Raw genomic sequence first — 15,869 nt, 5'->3', positions numbered from 1 at the left:
CCAACGTCCAACTTGAATGAGCCCGTCGATTCGACAATCCCTCGAAGATTTTTTCTCACCCACACTGCTACGAAGATCAACGCACGGAGTTGCCATGAAGGCGACTCGCCCCCCGAAAGCGACATCAACCGATGAACACCGAGCCCTCTCCAAACGCCAACGAGGAAACGATCACTGAGGGCGAACCAGTTGTTCTCAGTGAGACGTCTGTTTCGACCGAAACGAACGCCACAGAAGTCCTCTCGACCAACGAAGCAGCCACCCAAGCTCCGTTGCCGACTGATTCGACGTCTTATCAATCGTTGCCGATCGAGGCACTCAAGTTGGACCGGTTCCAGGGCGGGATTGTGATTGCCGTCGTGCTGGTGGGTTGTCTTGTTGGCTTGATCGTTCCCATGTTCTTTGCGTCAGCCACGCTCGACGTTTGGGCGTGGGCTGTGGCTGGTTGCCTGCTGCTTCTCGCCCTTGTCGTTTACGCGGCATGGTTTTATCCAAAGGCCGCGCACCGGTGTGCTTCGTGGAGAATCAGCGAACACGGCTTGGAAATCCGGCGAGGCGTATGGTGGCGTCACCGAATCGTGATTCCGCATTCGCGAATGCAGCACAGTGACATCGAGCAAGGCCCTCTGCAGCGGATGTACTCGCTCGCGACCCTGGTCATTCACACGGCGGGAACAAAGAACTCATCGGTCCAACTTGAAAACTTGAAATCGGAAACCGCCGAGCAATTGCGAGACGCTTTGACTGGCGGTCGCTGGGCCATGCACACACCGCCTGAATCGCCGGTGACACCATGAGTCCAGGACCGAAACCGCTGCATCCGATTTCGATTGTTTTTCAAACCGTCGCAATCTCAAAGCACACCATCATCCCGCTCGCACTTGTCGCGTGGAATGGATCTCAATCGAATTGGTTGGGGTTCATTGGTGCGTGGGGCTTTCTCGGCATGACGATGGCGGTGTTCGCCGTGATCGGATTCGTTCGGTACTGGTTCTATCGTTACCAGTTGGCGGATGGAGAGTTGGTGGTGACGTCGGGTGTGTTCTTCAAATCCAAACGCAACGTTCCGGTCGCTCGCATACAAAATGTCGATCTCGTCCAAAACCTATTTCATCGCATCTTTGGCGTGGCGGAGGTTCGAGTTGAAACGGCCAGCGGCACAGAACCCGAAGCGATTTTGAAAGTTCTTTCTCTAAACGATGTCGAATTGCTGCGAGAGCAAATCGAATCGGCTCGCAAAGGCGTGTCTTCTGAGGCGGCAAGCCAAGCTGCGATGGGGACGGGCGCCATCCCCGAATCAGCGACTTTGACAAACGGATCGTCGCCAGCGATCACGGCGCCAGTCTCCGCATCGACAACCTTGCTGCAGATTCCGCTGAAGTGGTTGGTTCAAGCGGGATTGGCCAGCAATCGCGGTTTCGTGATGGTCGGGATCGTCATCGGGATCCTTTCGCAGCAGATGGGCAATGACAACCAGTTTGTTCTCCGGATCGTGAGAAACATACCGTCCAGTCGCGAAATGGAGATCGCTCGATCACAGGCGAACTGGTGGGAATCTTGGCTGGTTTGGGTTGGAGCGTTGGTTCTCGTCCTCGTGTTGATCCGTTTGCTGGGGATCGCCTGGTATGTGCTTCGGTTCCATGGGTACCGTTTAGAACTGCGAGACGAAAACTTGCATCTGTCATGTGGCTTGCTGACGAAAGTTTCGGCCACGGTTCCGCGACGTCGCATTCAGTGGATCAGCATCCATCGCTCGCCGTTGCTGCGATGGATGAAACTCGCGTCGATCCGAATTGAAACCGCCGGAGGTGCCGGCAAGCAAAACGAAGACGCGGCGACGACGGTCACTCGTCGCTGGTTCGTACCAGTCATCCCCGAGTCACTTCTGGATGAATTGGTGGAGCAACTGCGACCGGGACTGGAATGGTCGGAGAGTTCGCTGGAGTGGCAATCGCTCGACCGACGGGCACTCAAACGGATGCGGCGGAAATCCAGTCTACGGGCTCAGGGCATCAGCATCCTCGCCGGTGGTCTGGCATTTCTATTGTTTGAATTTCCGTATGCGTGGACGCTGGGGGTGCTGGTCGCCGTGGTTCTGATCCCGCTGAACATTTGGGTTGCTCAGCGTCGACATCGTCACTTTGGATTCGCTGAATTGCCATCGGGAGAAGGCGTCGTCATTCGCGAAGGATTTTGGGATCGAAAGGTGAGCTGCACGTTCTACGATCGAATCCAATCCGTCAGTTGTTCGGAAACGCCATTTGATCGCCGCTGGGACATGCAAACGCTTCGAATCGACACCGCGGCGGCTGGTCCAGCGGACCACGTTTACAGACTGCCCATGTTGCCGCGTCCAATCGCCAGCGAATTGTTTGATCGCTTGTCGAGCAAAACGTCGCGAATCGAGATGGTTTGGGACTGATTCACCCAATTTGCGGGGGAATCGCAAAAGCGTGTTCACTGAGGGTGGGTGCCGCCTCGCGGGATTGCAAACTGTCCTTACAATGGCCGGTTTTTGCGACCGCAATCGCACCTCTTCCTGCAAGTCCAACTCATGTCGATCATTGAAGTCCGCGATTTGACAAAGAAGTACCGCGTTTACCAAAAACGCGAAGGGATCGGCGGCAGCATACGCGGATTGTTCAAGCGAGAATTCCGAGAAGTCACCGCTGTTCGTGGGATCGATCTGCAGGTCGAACAAGGCGAGTTTGTCGCCTTCTTGGGACCCAACGGTGCTGGCAAAACAACGACGCTGAAATTGTTGAGCGGAGTCATTCAACCGACCTCGGGCACCGCCAGCGTCATGGGCTATGTCCCGTGGGAACGCAAGGACGGATACCGCCGCCGGTTTGCTTTGGTGATGGGCCAAAAAAATCAACTGTGGTGGGATTTGCCGGCCCGCGAATCTTATCGGTTGCATCAGCACATCTATGGGATTCCCGAAGGCGAATTCAAAACGCGTTTGGATGAGATCAGCGATCTGCTCGACGTGACTCGTTTGCTGGATCAACCCGTTCGAGAATTGTCGCTCGGGGAACGCATGAAGATGGAACTGATCGCGGCGTTGCTGCACAGTCCCGAGGTGTTGTTCCTGGACGAGCCGACGATCGGCCTGGACGTGATCGCCCAACACAACATTCAGAAGTTCCTGCGGTACTACCAAGAGAAACGCAAGATCACGATCCTACTGACCAGCCACTACATGAAGGACGTCGCGGCATTGTGCCGTCGTGTCGTCGTGATTGCTCAAGGCACGATTCAGTACGACGGTTCGCTGTCAGGCATCGTCGACAAATTCAGCGGTTACAAACTGGTCACGCTGCAATTCGCGGCGTCGGAGAACTTGACCCGACCTGAACGTCTCGGCGAAGTAGTCGACGAAAATTGGCCGAAGTTGACCTATCGCGTTCCGCGGGCCGACGTGCCCAAGCTGCTGGCTGAAACATTGCGAGATCATGCAATCGAGGACGTGGTCGTCGAAGACCCGCCACTCGAAGACGTGATCGCAGACCTCTTCCGTGAATCCATGGACGATTCCACCAACGACGCTACCGAAAGCACCGCGACAGTATGATTTCACTGGATGATTTGACAATCGGTTTTCGCGGTCCGGCTTTGCTGGACGGGGTTTCCGCACGTATCGAACGAGGGCAGCGGATTGGTTTGCTCGGTCGCAATGGAGCGGGCAAGACGACGTTGCTGAAGATGTTGTCGGGCGACGTCACGCCGGACAACGGGCAAGTGATTTTGGACCCGAATGTTCGCTTGGCTCGGCTGACTCAGGACGTTCCGCAAAATGTCAAAGGGACCGTCCAAGACATCATGACGTTGCCAGCGGAAGAGTTCTCGAAAATGGGAACGACCGCCGGGTTAGGGACGGCGCTCGGACCGACCGACCATGGCACGTGGGAACCATGGGAGATCGAGCAAAAGATCGAAGAAACGCTTTCGCGGATGAATCTGAATCCGTCGACGGCGTTCGAAAGTTTGTCCAGTGGTATGCGGCGACGAGTGTTGTTGGCGCGTGCCATCGCCAGTGAACCTGACATGCTGTTGCTCGACGAGCCGACGAACCACTTGGACATCCAGTCCATCATTTGGCTCGAAGACTTTCTGAGTCGATGGTCGGGCACGCTGATGTTCATCACTCACGACCGGTCGTTTCTGCAATCGCTCGCCAACCGAATTTGGGAAATCGATCGCGGACGTTTGTTCGATTGGACATGCGACTACCAAACGTTTCTGCAACGCAAAGCTGCCGCCTTGGATGCGGAAGAGAAACAAAACGCTCTGTTCGACAAACGTCTCGCTGAAGAAGAAGTCTGGATTCGTCAGGGCATCAAGGCTCGCCGGACACGCAACGAAGGCCGTGTGCGGGCTCTGAAGGCGATGCGGAACGAGGCCAATCAACGGCGCAGCGTCGAGGGCAAAGCCAAACTCAATCTGCAAGTCGCTGAGCGCGGCGGTGCGTTGGTCACCAAGCTCGACGATGTCTCGTTCACTTATCCCGGAACCGACCGAGTGATCATTCGCGACTTCACGTCGTTGATCATGCGTGGAGACAAGATCGGAATCATCGGGCCCAACGGAGCTGGTAAGTCGACGTTGTTGAAGTTGATTTTGGGCAAGCTGGAACCAACGTCGGGTTCAGTGCGATTGGGAACCAATCTGAAGATCGCCTACTTTGATCAATTACGAGACACGCTGGATCCAGAGCTCACCGTTCAAGAGAACGTCGGCGAGGGCAGTGACAAGATCCAAGTTGGTAACGCGACCAAGCACATCATGGGATATTTGCAGGATTACCTGTTCACGCCCGAGCGAGCTCGGACTCAGGTCAAGTTTTTGTCCGGTGGAGAACGCAACCGCGCTTTGTTGGCCAAGCTGATGACTCAGCCCGCCAATGTCATCGTGCTGGACGAACCGACAAACGACTTGGATGCCGAAACGCTGGAGTTGCTCGAAGAGCAATTGGTTGGATTCGATGGCACGTTGTTGATGGTCAGCCACGACCGGACGTTCTTGAACAATGTCGTGACCAGCACGCTAGTGTTCGATGACGATTCCGATCCGGGAATCGTCAACGAATACGTTGGCGGTTACGACGAATGGGAAGCCGTTGCCAAACGACGACGCGCTGAATCGGGTGCGGGAAAAGCGAGCGGCAAGAAGGCGACTTCAAATCCGGACGCCAAGAAAAGTGCCGCTGCGAAGCCTGCCGCCAAGGCGGTCAAGCTTTCGTACAACGATCAACGCGAATTGAAGTTGTTGCCAGGGAAGATCGAGAAACTTGAGGCCGAGATCGCCGCGATCCACGAAGAGATGGCGGCTCCGGAGTTCTATCAATCCGGTGGCGATGTGATCGCCCAAAAGAGCGAAGAGTTGAAGGCGAAGGAAGAGGAACTCGCTCAGGCGTATGAGCGTTGGGAAGCTCTTGAAGGTCATTGAGCACAAACGCAGCACCAGAGTAGAACAGTTGTCCCCAACTGTTCCGTCGGGCAGCGTTCACTCGCCAAGCCCTCTCGCACCGAGTTCACTTTCAAGCGATCGCGTACGCGGCGCAACAACGCTGCATCTCCCACGACGGCCTTATCCGGGGCGATGTGGCGTGATCGCAATGTGGGGCGAGGTGATTGCAAATTGCAAAATGGACATTGCAAAATGGCAATCGCAGGTCGGTGAAACAGGTGGCTTGCCAGACCGGAAATACTTTGCAATTCGCATTGATCAATTTGCACTTTGCAATCCACCCACCGCATCCTCACGACGGACCCGCCCGGGGCGACAGGCTACATCCTCGGCAAGTAATTCCGCAGGTAGTCGTGGCTTTGTTTGAGGGCTCGAATTCGGTTCTCGATCGAACCTTCGTAGGACCGGTCTTCGACTTCGACGCAGACCGGTCCGCTGTACCCGGTGTCGGTCAGAATCGAAAAGAACTGACCCCAGTCGACTTGACCAAGGCCCGGTAGCTTCGGAGTGTGCCACTCATTTGGATTGGCAAACACTCCGACTTGGTCGAGCATGACTTGGTCAACGCGAACATCTTTCGCGTGGACATGAACCAATCGATCGGCGAAGGCCCGCATTGGTGTCAGGTAATCCATGTGCATGAACACAGGATGGGACGGATCGTAGTTCAGGCCGAAGTGCTCACTTGGGAACGTCTCAAACATTCGTCGCCACACCGCCGGACTGATCGCCAAGTTCTTTCCGCCAGGCCATTCGTCGTCACCGAAGAACATGGGGCAGTTTTCGATGCCGATGCGAACATCGAACTTTTCGGCTGCTTCGATGATTGGTCCCCACACGTTTTCAAATCGGGGCCAGTTGTCATCGATCGTTTTCTTCGGGTCGCGGCCGACGAAAGTGGTCACTCGGCCAATTCCCAGTTGAGAAGATGCCTCGATCAGCCGGATCAAATGTTCCGCTGCGACGTTTGACTCGGATTCGTCAGGCGACAATGGGTTGGGGTAGTAGCCCAGAGAACTAATCGCGACATCGTACCGCTGGCAAAGCGACTGGATCTCTTCGATGCGTTTGTCGGTCAAGTCACTGACGTCGATGTGCGTCGTGCCCGCGTACCGCCGTTCGGCTTTCCCGGGCGGCCAACACATGACCTCGACGCATTCGTAGCCGCACTGGCTCGCGACGGCGAAGACTTCTTCCAGATCGTATTCCGGCAAGATGGCGCTGACAAAACCAAGTTGCATCATGAGAATCGCTCGTGCAGGTGGCAGAGAGTTGAAACAAGCGGTGATTCAAAAAACGATTCGAACCAACCCGAATTTTGCTAAACTATAGCGGGTTTGATCGTCATCGGATTCATCGCGTTCCGGACGGTTGCCACGTCACGAAAATGAGATTCGCGAGTTTGAAATTGTGATCTCGCGAAATCAATTCAATTGTTCAACCACAGACTGACTCGTGAAACCATCTGAATCCATCGATCCTGCACCGCATGAACCCAATCGCGTTTGCGACGTGGTGGTGGTTGGTGGCGGGCCCATCGGAATCGAAACGGCGATCGAGATGCGTCGAAACGGAATCGACGCGGTGGTGTTTGAAGCCGGCCCGCTCGGACACACGATCTCGTGGTGGGCACCTCAAACACGATGGTTCAGCAGCAACGACCGTATCTCTATCGCCGGCGTTCCGCTGAACACAATTGACCAGGCGAAGGCGAGTCGGGAAGAGTATCTCACTTACTTACGAAGTGTCGTTGACCAGTTTCGAGTTCCGGTGGAAACGTTTTCAAAGGTCGACAAGATCGAAGCCCGCCCGGATGACCCTCGTCGTTGGCAGGTCCAAGTTCGCTCGAAATGGATCGAAGCGTCGGCGGTGGTGCTGGCAATCGGTGGAACGGACCATCCCAATCGATTGAACGTTCCCGGCGAAGATTTACCGCACGTCGATGGTTACTTGCGAGAGGCTCACCACTATCACGGACGCCGAGTGTTGATCGTCGGCGGTCGCAACAGTGCGGTCGAAGCGGCGATCCGATTGCACCGCGTCGGCGCGAAAGTCACGCTGAGCTATCACCGAGAGGAATTGCCTGAGACGAGCATCAAGTACTGGCTGCGGCCGGAGATCGATGGACTGATTCGAAGCAAAGCGATCGAAGCGTTGTTTGAGAGTCGTGTGACCGCGATCACACCCGACCGAGTCGACTTGGACCAGACGTTGCCTGACGGTCGGCATCACACGTTGCACATGCATTTTGACGACGTGCTAACGCTGATTGGCTACGAACAAGACAAGACCTTGTTCAAGCAATTGGGGATCCGAATGGAAGATCCCGGTGGCAAGCCAATTTACGACGACGAGACAATGGAAACCGAATTGCCGGGAGTCTACGTCGCTGGAACCGCCGTCGGTGGCACGCAGAGCAGCAAGTACCAAGTGTTCTTGGAAAATTGCCACGTGCATGCGGCGAAGATCACCAAGCACCTTTTGGAGTATGGTATCGGCAGTCGCAACACTCAGGCAACGTCGCAGGCGAAGCCATCGGCGTCGCCTGAGTTGAACCGTCAGATTGAGATGAACCCCGAGAGCTGATCTTCTTCGATCAAGCTCTCGATCGAATTCTATGCCCTGCAATCAGCCCGGCTCGCAACCAAGCTGATTCGCAAGCAGCCTCACTCACTGGCCCGCGACCGCGGCAGCGAGTTGTTCGTACGTGCGTTGGTTGTTGACTCGAGCCCCACGATTGTCGCAAGCGATCTGGTACAGATGCTGGCCGATCGGCGTTGGGTATTTTCCGGTCACGCAGGCCTGACAGAGGTGTTCCTCCGGCAAATTGATGGCTCGTGCGATCGCGGACACTGGCAAGTATTGCAGCGAATCCGCACCGAGATCGTCAGCCATTCGTTGCTGTGATTCTTCGTCCAACTCGCCGGTCAACGAGAAGTACTTCGGTGCGATCAATTGATCGATCGTGCTCATGTCGATGCCGTAGAAACACGGAGCAACAATTGGTGGGCAAGCCACACGAACGTGGATTTCCTTTGCACCGCCAACGTCACGGATTCGATCCAAGAGTGCATTCATCGTCGTGCTTCGGACGATTGAGTCCTCGACCAGGATGACGCGTTTGCCTTGCAAGACTTCGCGAAGCGGCGTGTACTTGGCAGCCGCCTTGGCTTTGCGAGCGCGGCCGCCTTCGATGAACGTCCGACCGGCATATCGGTTGCGGATCAATCCTTCGCGGCATGGGATCGACAACTCATAGGCCATCGAGTCCGCAGCAGCTTTGCTGGTGTCAGGAACCGGAACGATGATCGTGTCCGGATCGTCCAATGGAACACGACCAAACTCACGTTCCGCAGTAGCCAGCTCACGTCCCAAGTTGGTTCGCGAAAGGTAGACGCTTCGGTCATCCAGTGTGCTGGCGACGTTGGCGAAGTAGATCCACTCAAAGAAGCAATGCTTGGGTGTTTCCGGTTCCGCGAATCGTTCCATTCGGAAACCTTCGTCCGGATCGATCAAGATCGCGTGACCGGGTGGCAACGATTGAATTTGATCCGGTTCAAACCCGAGGTTCAAAAGTGCGACGCTTTCGCTGGCACAGGCAAACAGCGGGCCTTCGTGGATGTAGCACATGGGTTTGATGCCCAGCGGGTCGCGAGCGACCAACATCTCGCCTTCTGCGGTCAACAAGGCCATTGAGTAGGCACCGTCGAAACCGGCAGTGACTTGTTTCAGCACGTCGATCCAGTCGACTCGTTCTTGCGACTGAGAAAGCAAACGAGCGATCTCGTGGAGAATGATCTCCGTGTCGGTGTCGAGCGCCAGGTGGTGGTCGCCATCGGCGAGCAACCGTTGCTTCAGAAGCGTGTAGTTGGCCAGTTGGCCATTGAAGCAGAAGCTGAACCATTTGCGTTTGTGGATGTGCCGTCGCTCGAATGGTTGAGCGTAGTTTCGGTCATCGGCACCACAGGTGGCGTAGCGAACGTGTCCGATCGCGGCGCGTCCCGCCAGCGATTTCATCAGCGATTCGGCTTTGGCCCGATGGTTCAGGCGGAAGACTTCGGTCACCGTTCCGACGTCGCGACGCGTTTTCAGTAGCGCGGGACGATCAGGGTCGAAGGTCGACATTCCAGCGGCAAGTTGCCCGCGATTTTGGATGTCCAGCAACATGCGGGGCAACAGACGCGAAATTTGTCGCGGTCCATCGTCCGTGCACACCGGGCTGCGCCCGCGACCAGAAAGGTGGTAGATCGCGGCAACGCCGCATTCGTGATTCAATTCAGCCATGAAATCTGCAATGAGGTGATCGCTGGGGCGAGGAAACTACAGTCTACCGATGAGAGGCGAGAACGCAATTCGCTGAACTGCCTGGTTTGCCAAACCCGCCACCAATCGGGCGGGTCAAACGACGGTTTCGAAGGGTCAGCGGGATCGTCTCGATCGAATCCCCAGAACGATCAGCACCACCAGCAAAGTCGCCAGCAATAGGGCTGGCCAAACAATGGAAACTCGGGAAAGGACAACCAATGGCATCGCAACGGTGATCATGCCACCGCCAACGAAGGGTGCTGACAAAGGAGCCGCCAACGCGTAATCCTCGGCCGCTCCGGACTTCAGATCGGGGTCGACGACTCGCAACAGCACAAATCCGGTCGCCGTCGTGCCGGTCGACATTCCAAAGTTGATCAGCCCCAGAGGAAACCACTTTTCGGCGGGCAGGATTTTTCTGGAAAGAAACAGCAGGCAAAACGTTGACCAGATCGATCCGGCCACAAAGAGAATGGCCAAAGGCACCCACAAAGACGCCACGGCGGCCAAATTCAGAGTCGCGACGGCGGCGACGACCAACAAGTCCATCGATGTGCCGGATATCCGGTGGATCGTCGTCTCGTCAATCAAACGGACTTGCCCGATCGCTCGGAGCAGCAACCGGACGACCAAACCACCGAACAAAGTGTAAATGAATAAAGGAAAAGACCCAACGATGCTGGCCAATGTCAATCGAGATCGCAGTTGAGACTCACCCGCATCAGCAGGTTCGCCGGTTTCAGCTGCAGACAGCTCAGGCGTGTTCAGCTCAGTCGGGGGCAGATCAGCGGCTTGGACGGCCGAATCGGTGCCGAAAGCTTCAGCGACCCAGCCGACGCCGGACTGCATCGCGACGCCGATGCCCATCGCGAGTGCCAGCCAAATGATTTGCAACAGCAGCGGATCAATCACGCTCCCGTCGATCCGTGCCCGGCCTAGCGAAGCTGGTTCGGATTGTGTTTTCGGCCGTGGCTCGTTGGATTCGTTTTCGGTTCGGGGTGTGTCCGCGTTCGATTCTTCGGTGGAACTTTCAACTTGGATCCATCCCAGTCGGACGGCCAATTGAATCCAAATGATGCCGGAAACCAATCCGTAGACCAGACCACCGGTCGCCATCATGACGCCCAAATCCAGTCCTTCGTCCCAAGCGATTGAAGCGTGGTTGAATACGTCGCCCATCGCCGCGGCGGTGCCATGACCGCCAGCGAAGCCGGTTTCGATCAACATGCCAGCGGAAGATGGCAAATCGAACTGCGGTCCGACCCACAACCAAGTCACCCAAAGTCCCACCACGGTTTGGCCGAGCACGATGATCCAAACCATCAGGCCTTGTTGCATGACGTCTCGAACCAAATGCCGGTTGGTCGACGATGAATCCTTGTCGCTTTTCCCTAGCAACATCGCGGCGAAAACGACGGCGATCAGCGTCGAAGGCCAAGGCCCCAGGGCGGATGCTATGGGCTCCATCGTGTCGCGTTCATTCCAGCGAAACCACTGGATGACCGCCAAACCGAGAAAGCCGGCGATCAAGGATGCGGGGATCAATCCCAGCCGAAACCATGCGACTTGTTGACGCAACCAAACGCCAACAAGCAACAATGCGCAAACAAAAACGATGGCGTGAAGCATGGTCCTCAATCCGGTAGTTTCGGGCTCGGTCGACACCGATGCCGCGTGCGTGTGTTTTGCACCGCTGGCCCTCGACCATGGCTCGCACCGAAGGCGTCGCCCCAGTGTCGCTGGTAACGGAGTGCACGCAAGGTGACTCGAACCGATTTGGGGTGCGAGATGGGCAGTGACAAAATCCGGGATTAGCCCTACAACATTCGCTCCGGAGTCCGCCTCGGCGACTGCTTTTCTCCGTCCGCTCCGTCTTTTCGCAACCCAACATGCTCGCAAGAAAACCCCTGTTTCCCGGCGTGATCGAGTTGAACTTCCAAGCCGGCGAAGTGCTTGGTTGCAACGTCTACTTGGTCCATGATTTTGATGAATGGATCCTGATCGACATTGGTTACGAAGAGACCGTCGATGACTTCGTCGAAATCATTCGCGGATTGGACTTTCCGCTTTCGCGTTGCAAAACGCTGGTCGCTACCCATGCCGACGTCGACCACATCCAGGGTTTGGCCAAAGCCAAGCAAATCCTGAAGACGACCATCTCGGCGCATCCCAACGCGGTGGAGCCACTGACAACGGGTGACACCCTCAAAACGTTGGCGGTGATCGAAGCACAAAACCTAAAGATGGCGATGCCGCCCGTTGAGATCGAAAACCAAATCAACGACGGAGACATCATCACCGTCGGCAAAAAGGAAATCGAAGTCTGGCACACGCCCGGACATACCGACAGCCAACTGGCGTTCCGAATTGGCGACGTGCTGTTGTCCGGTGACAACCTGTACCGCGACGGTTGCATCGGCGCGATCGATGCTCACCACGGAAGCGACATCCGTTCGTTCATCAAATCGCTCACCCGCATCCGCGATAGCGATGTGAAGTGGTTGGCACCCAGCCACGGCCCAGTGTTCGCGAAAGACAACGCGATGCTGGACAAAGTTATCGAGCGGGTCAGTGGCTACCTGCACATGGCCGATTTCGGAACGCTCGCGGAAGACTGGCCGTTGATGAACGAGTGGGATGATGAAGTCGAGCAAGGCATCCTGCCCGAGGGTTTGCAAACTCCAACGGAATGAAACCGATGGAGGTGGAACGACCGGATCAGTTTTCTGACGGAACCGTGATTCTGGGCGGCGGTTTGTGCGGCCTGGTCCTGGCTCATGAGCTCGCGAAATCACTCCAATCTCGGTTGGGTTCCGACGCTCCACGCGTGTGGGTTATCGAAGCTCCATGCGGTGATGTTCCTCAATGCGACGAGCAACGCCCGATTCGTTGGTTGCGTTTGCTTGGCGGAGAAGCGGACTACCAATACCAAACTCAGCCCTCGGCCGAGTTGGCTGGTCGGTCGATTCCCTGGCCACGCGGAAAAGGTTTGGGTGGCAGCGGCCGGATCAACTCGATGATTTGGTTCCCGCCAACCGATTCCGACTTCCGATCGTTGGCCCAGTCGCTTGTTGCGGAACGACTACCGAACGACGGCGCGAAAGATGACACGGAGCGACAACTTCGTGCGGCTTTCGAGCAGGCTCTTGAAATCGTTCGGCCCGAGCGTGCTCGTTGGATCAGTCCGACCAGCCGGGCGTTTTTGGATTCCGTTTCGGATGATTCGGATCAAGACTTCCACGTCTACGATCGGCTGAATCGAAACGGACGGCGATGGACGGCGGCCAATGCAATCGCGGACTTGCAACGCACCAATCCCGATGCGGCGAATCTGATTCGAATCGTCCGCGCAGGCGTGTCGTCGCTGCGAATCGAGGATGGCACGGTCACCGGGATTGAATGGGCTGACGGAGGGACGAGTTCAGTCGCGAAGGATGTCGAAGTTGTTTCGGCGCTCGGCGCGATCGGATCGCCAACTTTGCTGCATCGAAGTGGGGTCGATGATTCAAATGTCGGTGACAACCTGCACGACCATCTGATCATGCCCGTTGTTTATTCGCACGATGGTTGCGTGTTCTCCGACGCAATGCCTGAAATGTCGGCTTTGGCGCAGTGGCAACACACCGGCGGCGGTCCGATCGCTTGCAATATTGCCGAGTGTGGTGGCCTGGATGCGGAGCAACGGTTGCAATTGCACGTGACACCAACCGATTACCTTCGGTTCCCCAAAGACACTCGCCGCGCGGCGATGACGATCGGCGTCAACGTGACGCGTCCGCGATCAAGAGGTCGCATCCAGTGGAGTGCCGATGAGACGATCATCGATGCTGGGTATTGGAACCATGATCGTGATCGAGTCGAGTTGCTCGAAGGAGTTCGCTGGGTCCGTGGGCTGGTGAAGCAATCGGGACTCGACCAGTGGCTTCGATCCGAGATGATTCCGGGGGCAAAGCGACAAACCGACGATGCGATTTGTGCGGCGATGGCCCGCTATTCACAAACGCTTTATCACCCCGCCGGAACTTGTGCCCTGGGAAGCGTCGTGGACTCCGACTTCTATGTTCGCGGAATGTCCAACTTGCGAATCGTGGATGCGTCGGTCTTGGCAGAGCCCACGACCGGTAATCCGACCGCCACGCTTGCAACGCTGGCTTGCTTCGCCGCGGACCGATTCAGCCGTGAATAGCTCGGCTGGTTGTCCGGCAGGTAGAAGTGTCGCCGGTGATATGTATCAGCGAGGTTGTCGACGGTAGCGTTTGTTCGATGCGACCAAGGTCACAAATTTGCCTTGTTGCAAAGTTCTGCCATCGTCGCTGATCAATTGGCGATGCCATGTGACCTTTGCCGCTCGACGTCCGTGGGCTTCGGTGGATTCGACGGTCGTGATCACGCGAACTCGTTCACCGAAAAAGACCGGATTGTCGAAGTTCCAATCGCTGACCGATACCAATGCCAACGTTGCGGCTCGTGGATATTCAGTCGACAAACCCGCCAGCACGCTTAATCCCAACAACCCGTGTGCGACCGGTCGACCAAACGGAGATTTCGGCATGAGGCTCTCGCCGTTCTCGTCTTCGTCATGCAGTGGATCAAAGTCGCCCGTCAGTTCAGAAAACGCTCGGACATCGTTTGCTGAAATGGTTCGCCAGGGACTCAGCCACTCGTCGCCAACTTGCAGGTCTTCACAGTAGAGCGTCTCGGTCGGCTCCGGAGAATCTTTCGCGATGACGACTGGGTCCGGGCGAGTCACATTCTGCGATGGGATGATCGCATTCTGAATTGGAGTCGAATCGGACATTGGCATCATTCCTTGTTTGAAAGTACTCCACCGTGAACCTCTCGGACCAAAGTCCGTCGGTTGGCCCCGCGTCAGCAGCGGCCGGTGCAGATCGTTCAGGCCTCGCAACCATGCGAGTCGAACCCGTGGTTCGCCTAGGCGGCACTTTGGCCGAAAGAATTGCACGAAGCAATTCTGGGACCAGGCATTCGGTTAGAATATGCCAAACGCTGCTCAAGACAATCTGCCTGAGGCGATTGGGCGAACTATGCGGGCATGTTTTCAGGGCGGGAAATCATTTCGATAACGCCGTTTTGGGCTCGTCGGGATTGGTCAGCCGCCGGCGATCCTGACTGCGGTTCCTGACTGCAGTTGTTCAGACGACTAGTTTTCGCCTTGTGGCGGCAAACTCTCAGCGAACAAAGAATTTCGACCGCGAAAGCCCCGATGGTTGGCGACGGCGTTCCGTTCAATCATACTCTCGAGCATCAAATTTGATCTCCGCCTTCCCCTCCCTCCCTTTGGATCCCACCTCGATGACGAAATTGCTTTTCGCAAACACCCTGGCTCCCAACAAGTTGACGACGATTGCATTTTGCCTCGCAATGGCTTGGGCCAATGTCGCCTCCGTTCGCGCTGAATCGCCCGTCACGGCACCCGCCGAAAGCGGTTTGACTTCAATCTTCAACGGTAAAGATCTGACCGGATGGAGCGGCGATGATCGCTTGTGGTCGGTTCGCGACGGCGTCATCCATGGCGAAACCACCCCTGAAAACAAAGCCAACGGCAACACGTTTCTGATCTGGGAAGACGGCAACACCAAGAACTTCGAAGTTCGCCTATCGTTCCGTTGCAACGCGACCAACAACTCCGGAATTCAGTATCGATCCAAGCACATCACCGACAAATCGGCTCGCAACAAGTGGGTTGTCCGCGGGTACCAGCACGAACTTCGCAACGAGATGAAGTTCCCCAACATCGCGGGATTCATCTACGACGAAGGCGGACGTCGCGGCCGTATTTGCATGGTCGGGGAAAAGGCTGTTTGGAAGGACGGAAAGAAGAAAGTCCTGGAGAACTTCATGGATGAAGCCGAGTTCCAAGAGCTGTTCAACTTGGATGGCTGGAACGAAGTCGTCATCATTGGCAAAGGCAACCACATCCAGCACTTTATGAATGGAAAGCTGATCCTCGACTTCACCGACGAGCAACCTGAGTTGGCATTGCTCGATGGCAAACTGGCGTTGCAACTGCACGCTGGCAAACCAATGTGGGCTGAGTTCAAAGACATCCGCTTCAAAGCATTGGACTGAAAACG

General features: G+C 56.2%; 12 protein-coding genes. 8 read left to right on the top strand and 4 right to left on the bottom strand.

The genetic code is table 11. The annotated features are described in order from the left end of the window. The first annotated feature begins 131 nt into the window (after window positions 1–131). The 4 genes from B2R17_RS23595 (at window position 132) to B2R17_RS23580 (ending at window position 5,448) form a co-directional block, all read left to right on the top strand. Window positions 132–797 carry a PH domain-containing protein gene (locus B2R17_RS23595; protein ID WP_286765942.1) on the top strand — a complete coding sequence of 222 codons (666 nt, stop codon included), beginning with the start codon at window positions 132–134 and terminating at the stop codon, window positions 795–797. Then, window positions 794–2,422, top strand: a complete 1,629-nt coding sequence (locus B2R17_RS23590) for a PH domain-containing protein (protein ID WP_286765941.1) — start codon at window positions 794–796, stop codon at window positions 2,420–2,422. The genes B2R17_RS23595 and B2R17_RS23590 overlap by 4 nt, the downstream gene beginning before the upstream one ends. Before the next feature lie 132 nt (window positions 2,423–2,554). Continuing rightward, on the top strand, window positions 2,555–3,574 hold the full coding sequence (locus B2R17_RS23585; protein ID WP_008667154.1) for an ABC transporter ATP-binding protein: 1,020 nt from the start codon (window positions 2,555–2,557) through the stop codon (window positions 3,572–3,574). After that, on the top strand, window positions 3,571–5,448 hold the full coding sequence (locus tag B2R17_RS23580; protein WP_286765940.1) for an ATP-binding cassette domain-containing protein: 1,878 nt from the start codon (window positions 3,571–3,573) through the stop codon (window positions 5,446–5,448). The genes B2R17_RS23585 and B2R17_RS23580 overlap by 4 nt, the downstream gene beginning before the upstream one ends. Window positions 5,449–5,789: 341 nt before the next feature. Here the strand turns inward: B2R17_RS23580 and B2R17_RS23575 are convergent, their stop codons facing one another. Continuing rightward, on the bottom strand, window positions 5,790–6,713 hold the full coding sequence (locus B2R17_RS23575; protein ID WP_286765939.1) for a sugar phosphate isomerase/epimerase family protein: 924 nt from the start codon (window positions 6,711–6,713) through the stop codon (window positions 5,790–5,792). Between the two features lie 211 nt (window positions 6,714–6,924). Here B2R17_RS23575 and B2R17_RS23570 point away from each other — a divergent pair, with 211 nt between their 5' ends. Further along, window positions 6,925–8,055 carry an NAD(P)-binding domain-containing protein gene (locus tag B2R17_RS23570; protein WP_286765938.1) on the top strand — a complete coding sequence of 377 codons (1,131 nt, stop codon included), beginning with the start codon at window positions 6,925–6,927 and terminating at the stop codon, window positions 8,053–8,055. Window positions 8,056–8,139: 84 nt separating this feature from the next. On the opposite strand, the gene B2R17_RS23565 is transcribed toward B2R17_RS23570, so the two are convergent. Both B2R17_RS23565 and B2R17_RS23560 read right to left on the bottom strand, forming a co-directional pair. Further along, on the bottom strand, window positions 8,140–9,753 hold the full coding sequence (locus tag B2R17_RS23565; protein ID WP_286765937.1) for an amidophosphoribosyltransferase: 1,614 nt from the start codon (window positions 9,751–9,753) through the stop codon (window positions 8,140–8,142). A 135-nt stretch (window positions 9,754–9,888) separates the two neighbouring features. After that, complete coding sequence (locus B2R17_RS23560) at window positions 9,889–11,403, bottom strand: sodium/glutamate symporter (RefSeq protein ID WP_286765936.1); 1,515 nt, start codon at window positions 11,401–11,403, stop codon at window positions 9,889–9,891. Between the two features lie 260 nt (window positions 11,404–11,663). Between B2R17_RS23560 and B2R17_RS23555 the strand changes: the two genes are divergently transcribed. Both B2R17_RS23555 and B2R17_RS23550 read left to right on the top strand, forming a co-directional pair. Then, on the top strand, window positions 11,664–12,467 hold the full coding sequence (locus B2R17_RS23555; RefSeq protein WP_286765935.1) for an MBL fold metallo-hydrolase: 804 nt from the start codon (window positions 11,664–11,666) through the stop codon (window positions 12,465–12,467). A gap of 5 nt (window positions 12,468–12,472) precedes the next feature. Next, window positions 12,473–13,960, top strand: a complete 1,488-nt coding sequence (locus B2R17_RS23550) for a GMC family oxidoreductase (protein WP_286765934.1) — start codon at window positions 12,473–12,475, stop codon at window positions 13,958–13,960. A gap of 45 nt (window positions 13,961–14,005) precedes the next feature. On the opposite strand, the gene B2R17_RS23545 is transcribed toward B2R17_RS23550, so the two are convergent. After that, on the bottom strand, window positions 14,006–14,572 hold the full coding sequence (locus B2R17_RS23545; protein ID WP_286765933.1) for a MaoC family dehydratase: 567 nt from the start codon (window positions 14,570–14,572) through the stop codon (window positions 14,006–14,008). Between the two features lie 515 nt (window positions 14,573–15,087). On the opposite strand from B2R17_RS23545, the gene B2R17_RS23540 reads away from it, so the two are divergent. After that, window positions 15,088–15,864: a 3-keto-disaccharide hydrolase gene (locus B2R17_RS23540; RefSeq protein ID WP_286765932.1), complete on the top strand. Its 777-nt coding sequence runs from the start codon at window positions 15,088–15,090 to the stop codon at window positions 15,862–15,864. Window positions 15,865–15,869 lie beyond the last annotated feature (5 nt).

Origin of the sequence: Rhodopirellula sp. UBA1907, from assembly GCF_002337565.1 — a bacterium.
Taxonomy (GTDB): Bacteria; Planctomycetota; Planctomycetia; order Pirellulales; family Pirellulaceae; genus Rhodopirellula; species Rhodopirellula europaea.
Note: the sequence above shows the minus strand (reverse complement) of the source record. Positions and strands in the feature narration are given on the sequence as shown.

Coding starts and splice junctions, on each gene's coding strand:
- B2R17_RS23595 (WP_286765942.1), top strand. CDS start 132: ATGAACACCGAGCCCTCTCCAAACGCCAACGAGGAAACGATCACTGAG.
- B2R17_RS23590 (WP_286765941.1), top strand. CDS start 794: ATGAGTCCAGGACCGAAACCGCTGCATCCGATTTCGATTGTTTTTCAA.
- B2R17_RS23585 (WP_008667154.1), top strand. CDS start 2,555: ATGTCGATCATTGAAGTCCGCGATTTGACAAAGAAGTACCGCGTTTAC.
- B2R17_RS23580 (WP_286765940.1), top strand. CDS start 3,571: ATGATTTCACTGGATGATTTGACAATCGGTTTTCGCGGTCCGGCTTTG.
- B2R17_RS23575 (WP_286765939.1), bottom strand. CDS start 6,713: ATGATGCAACTTGGTTTTGTCAGCGCCATCTTGCCGGAATACGATCTG.
- B2R17_RS23565 (WP_286765937.1), bottom strand. CDS start 9,753: ATGGCTGAATTGAATCACGAATGCGGCGTTGCCGCGATCTACCACCTT.
- B2R17_RS23560 (WP_286765936.1), bottom strand. CDS start 11,403: ATGCTTCACGCCATCGTTTTTGTTTGCGCATTGTTGCTTGTTGGCGTT.
- B2R17_RS23555 (WP_286765935.1), top strand. CDS start 11,664: ATGCTCGCAAGAAAACCCCTGTTTCCCGGCGTGATCGAGTTGAACTTC.
- B2R17_RS23550 (WP_286765934.1), top strand. CDS start 12,473: ATGGAGGTGGAACGACCGGATCAGTTTTCTGACGGAACCGTGATTCTG.
- B2R17_RS23545 (WP_286765933.1), bottom strand. CDS start 14,572: ATGTCCGATTCGACTCCAATTCAGAATGCGATCATCCCATCGCAGAAT.
- B2R17_RS23540 (WP_286765932.1), top strand. CDS start 15,088: ATGACGAAATTGCTTTTCGCAAACACCCTGGCTCCCAACAAGTTGACG.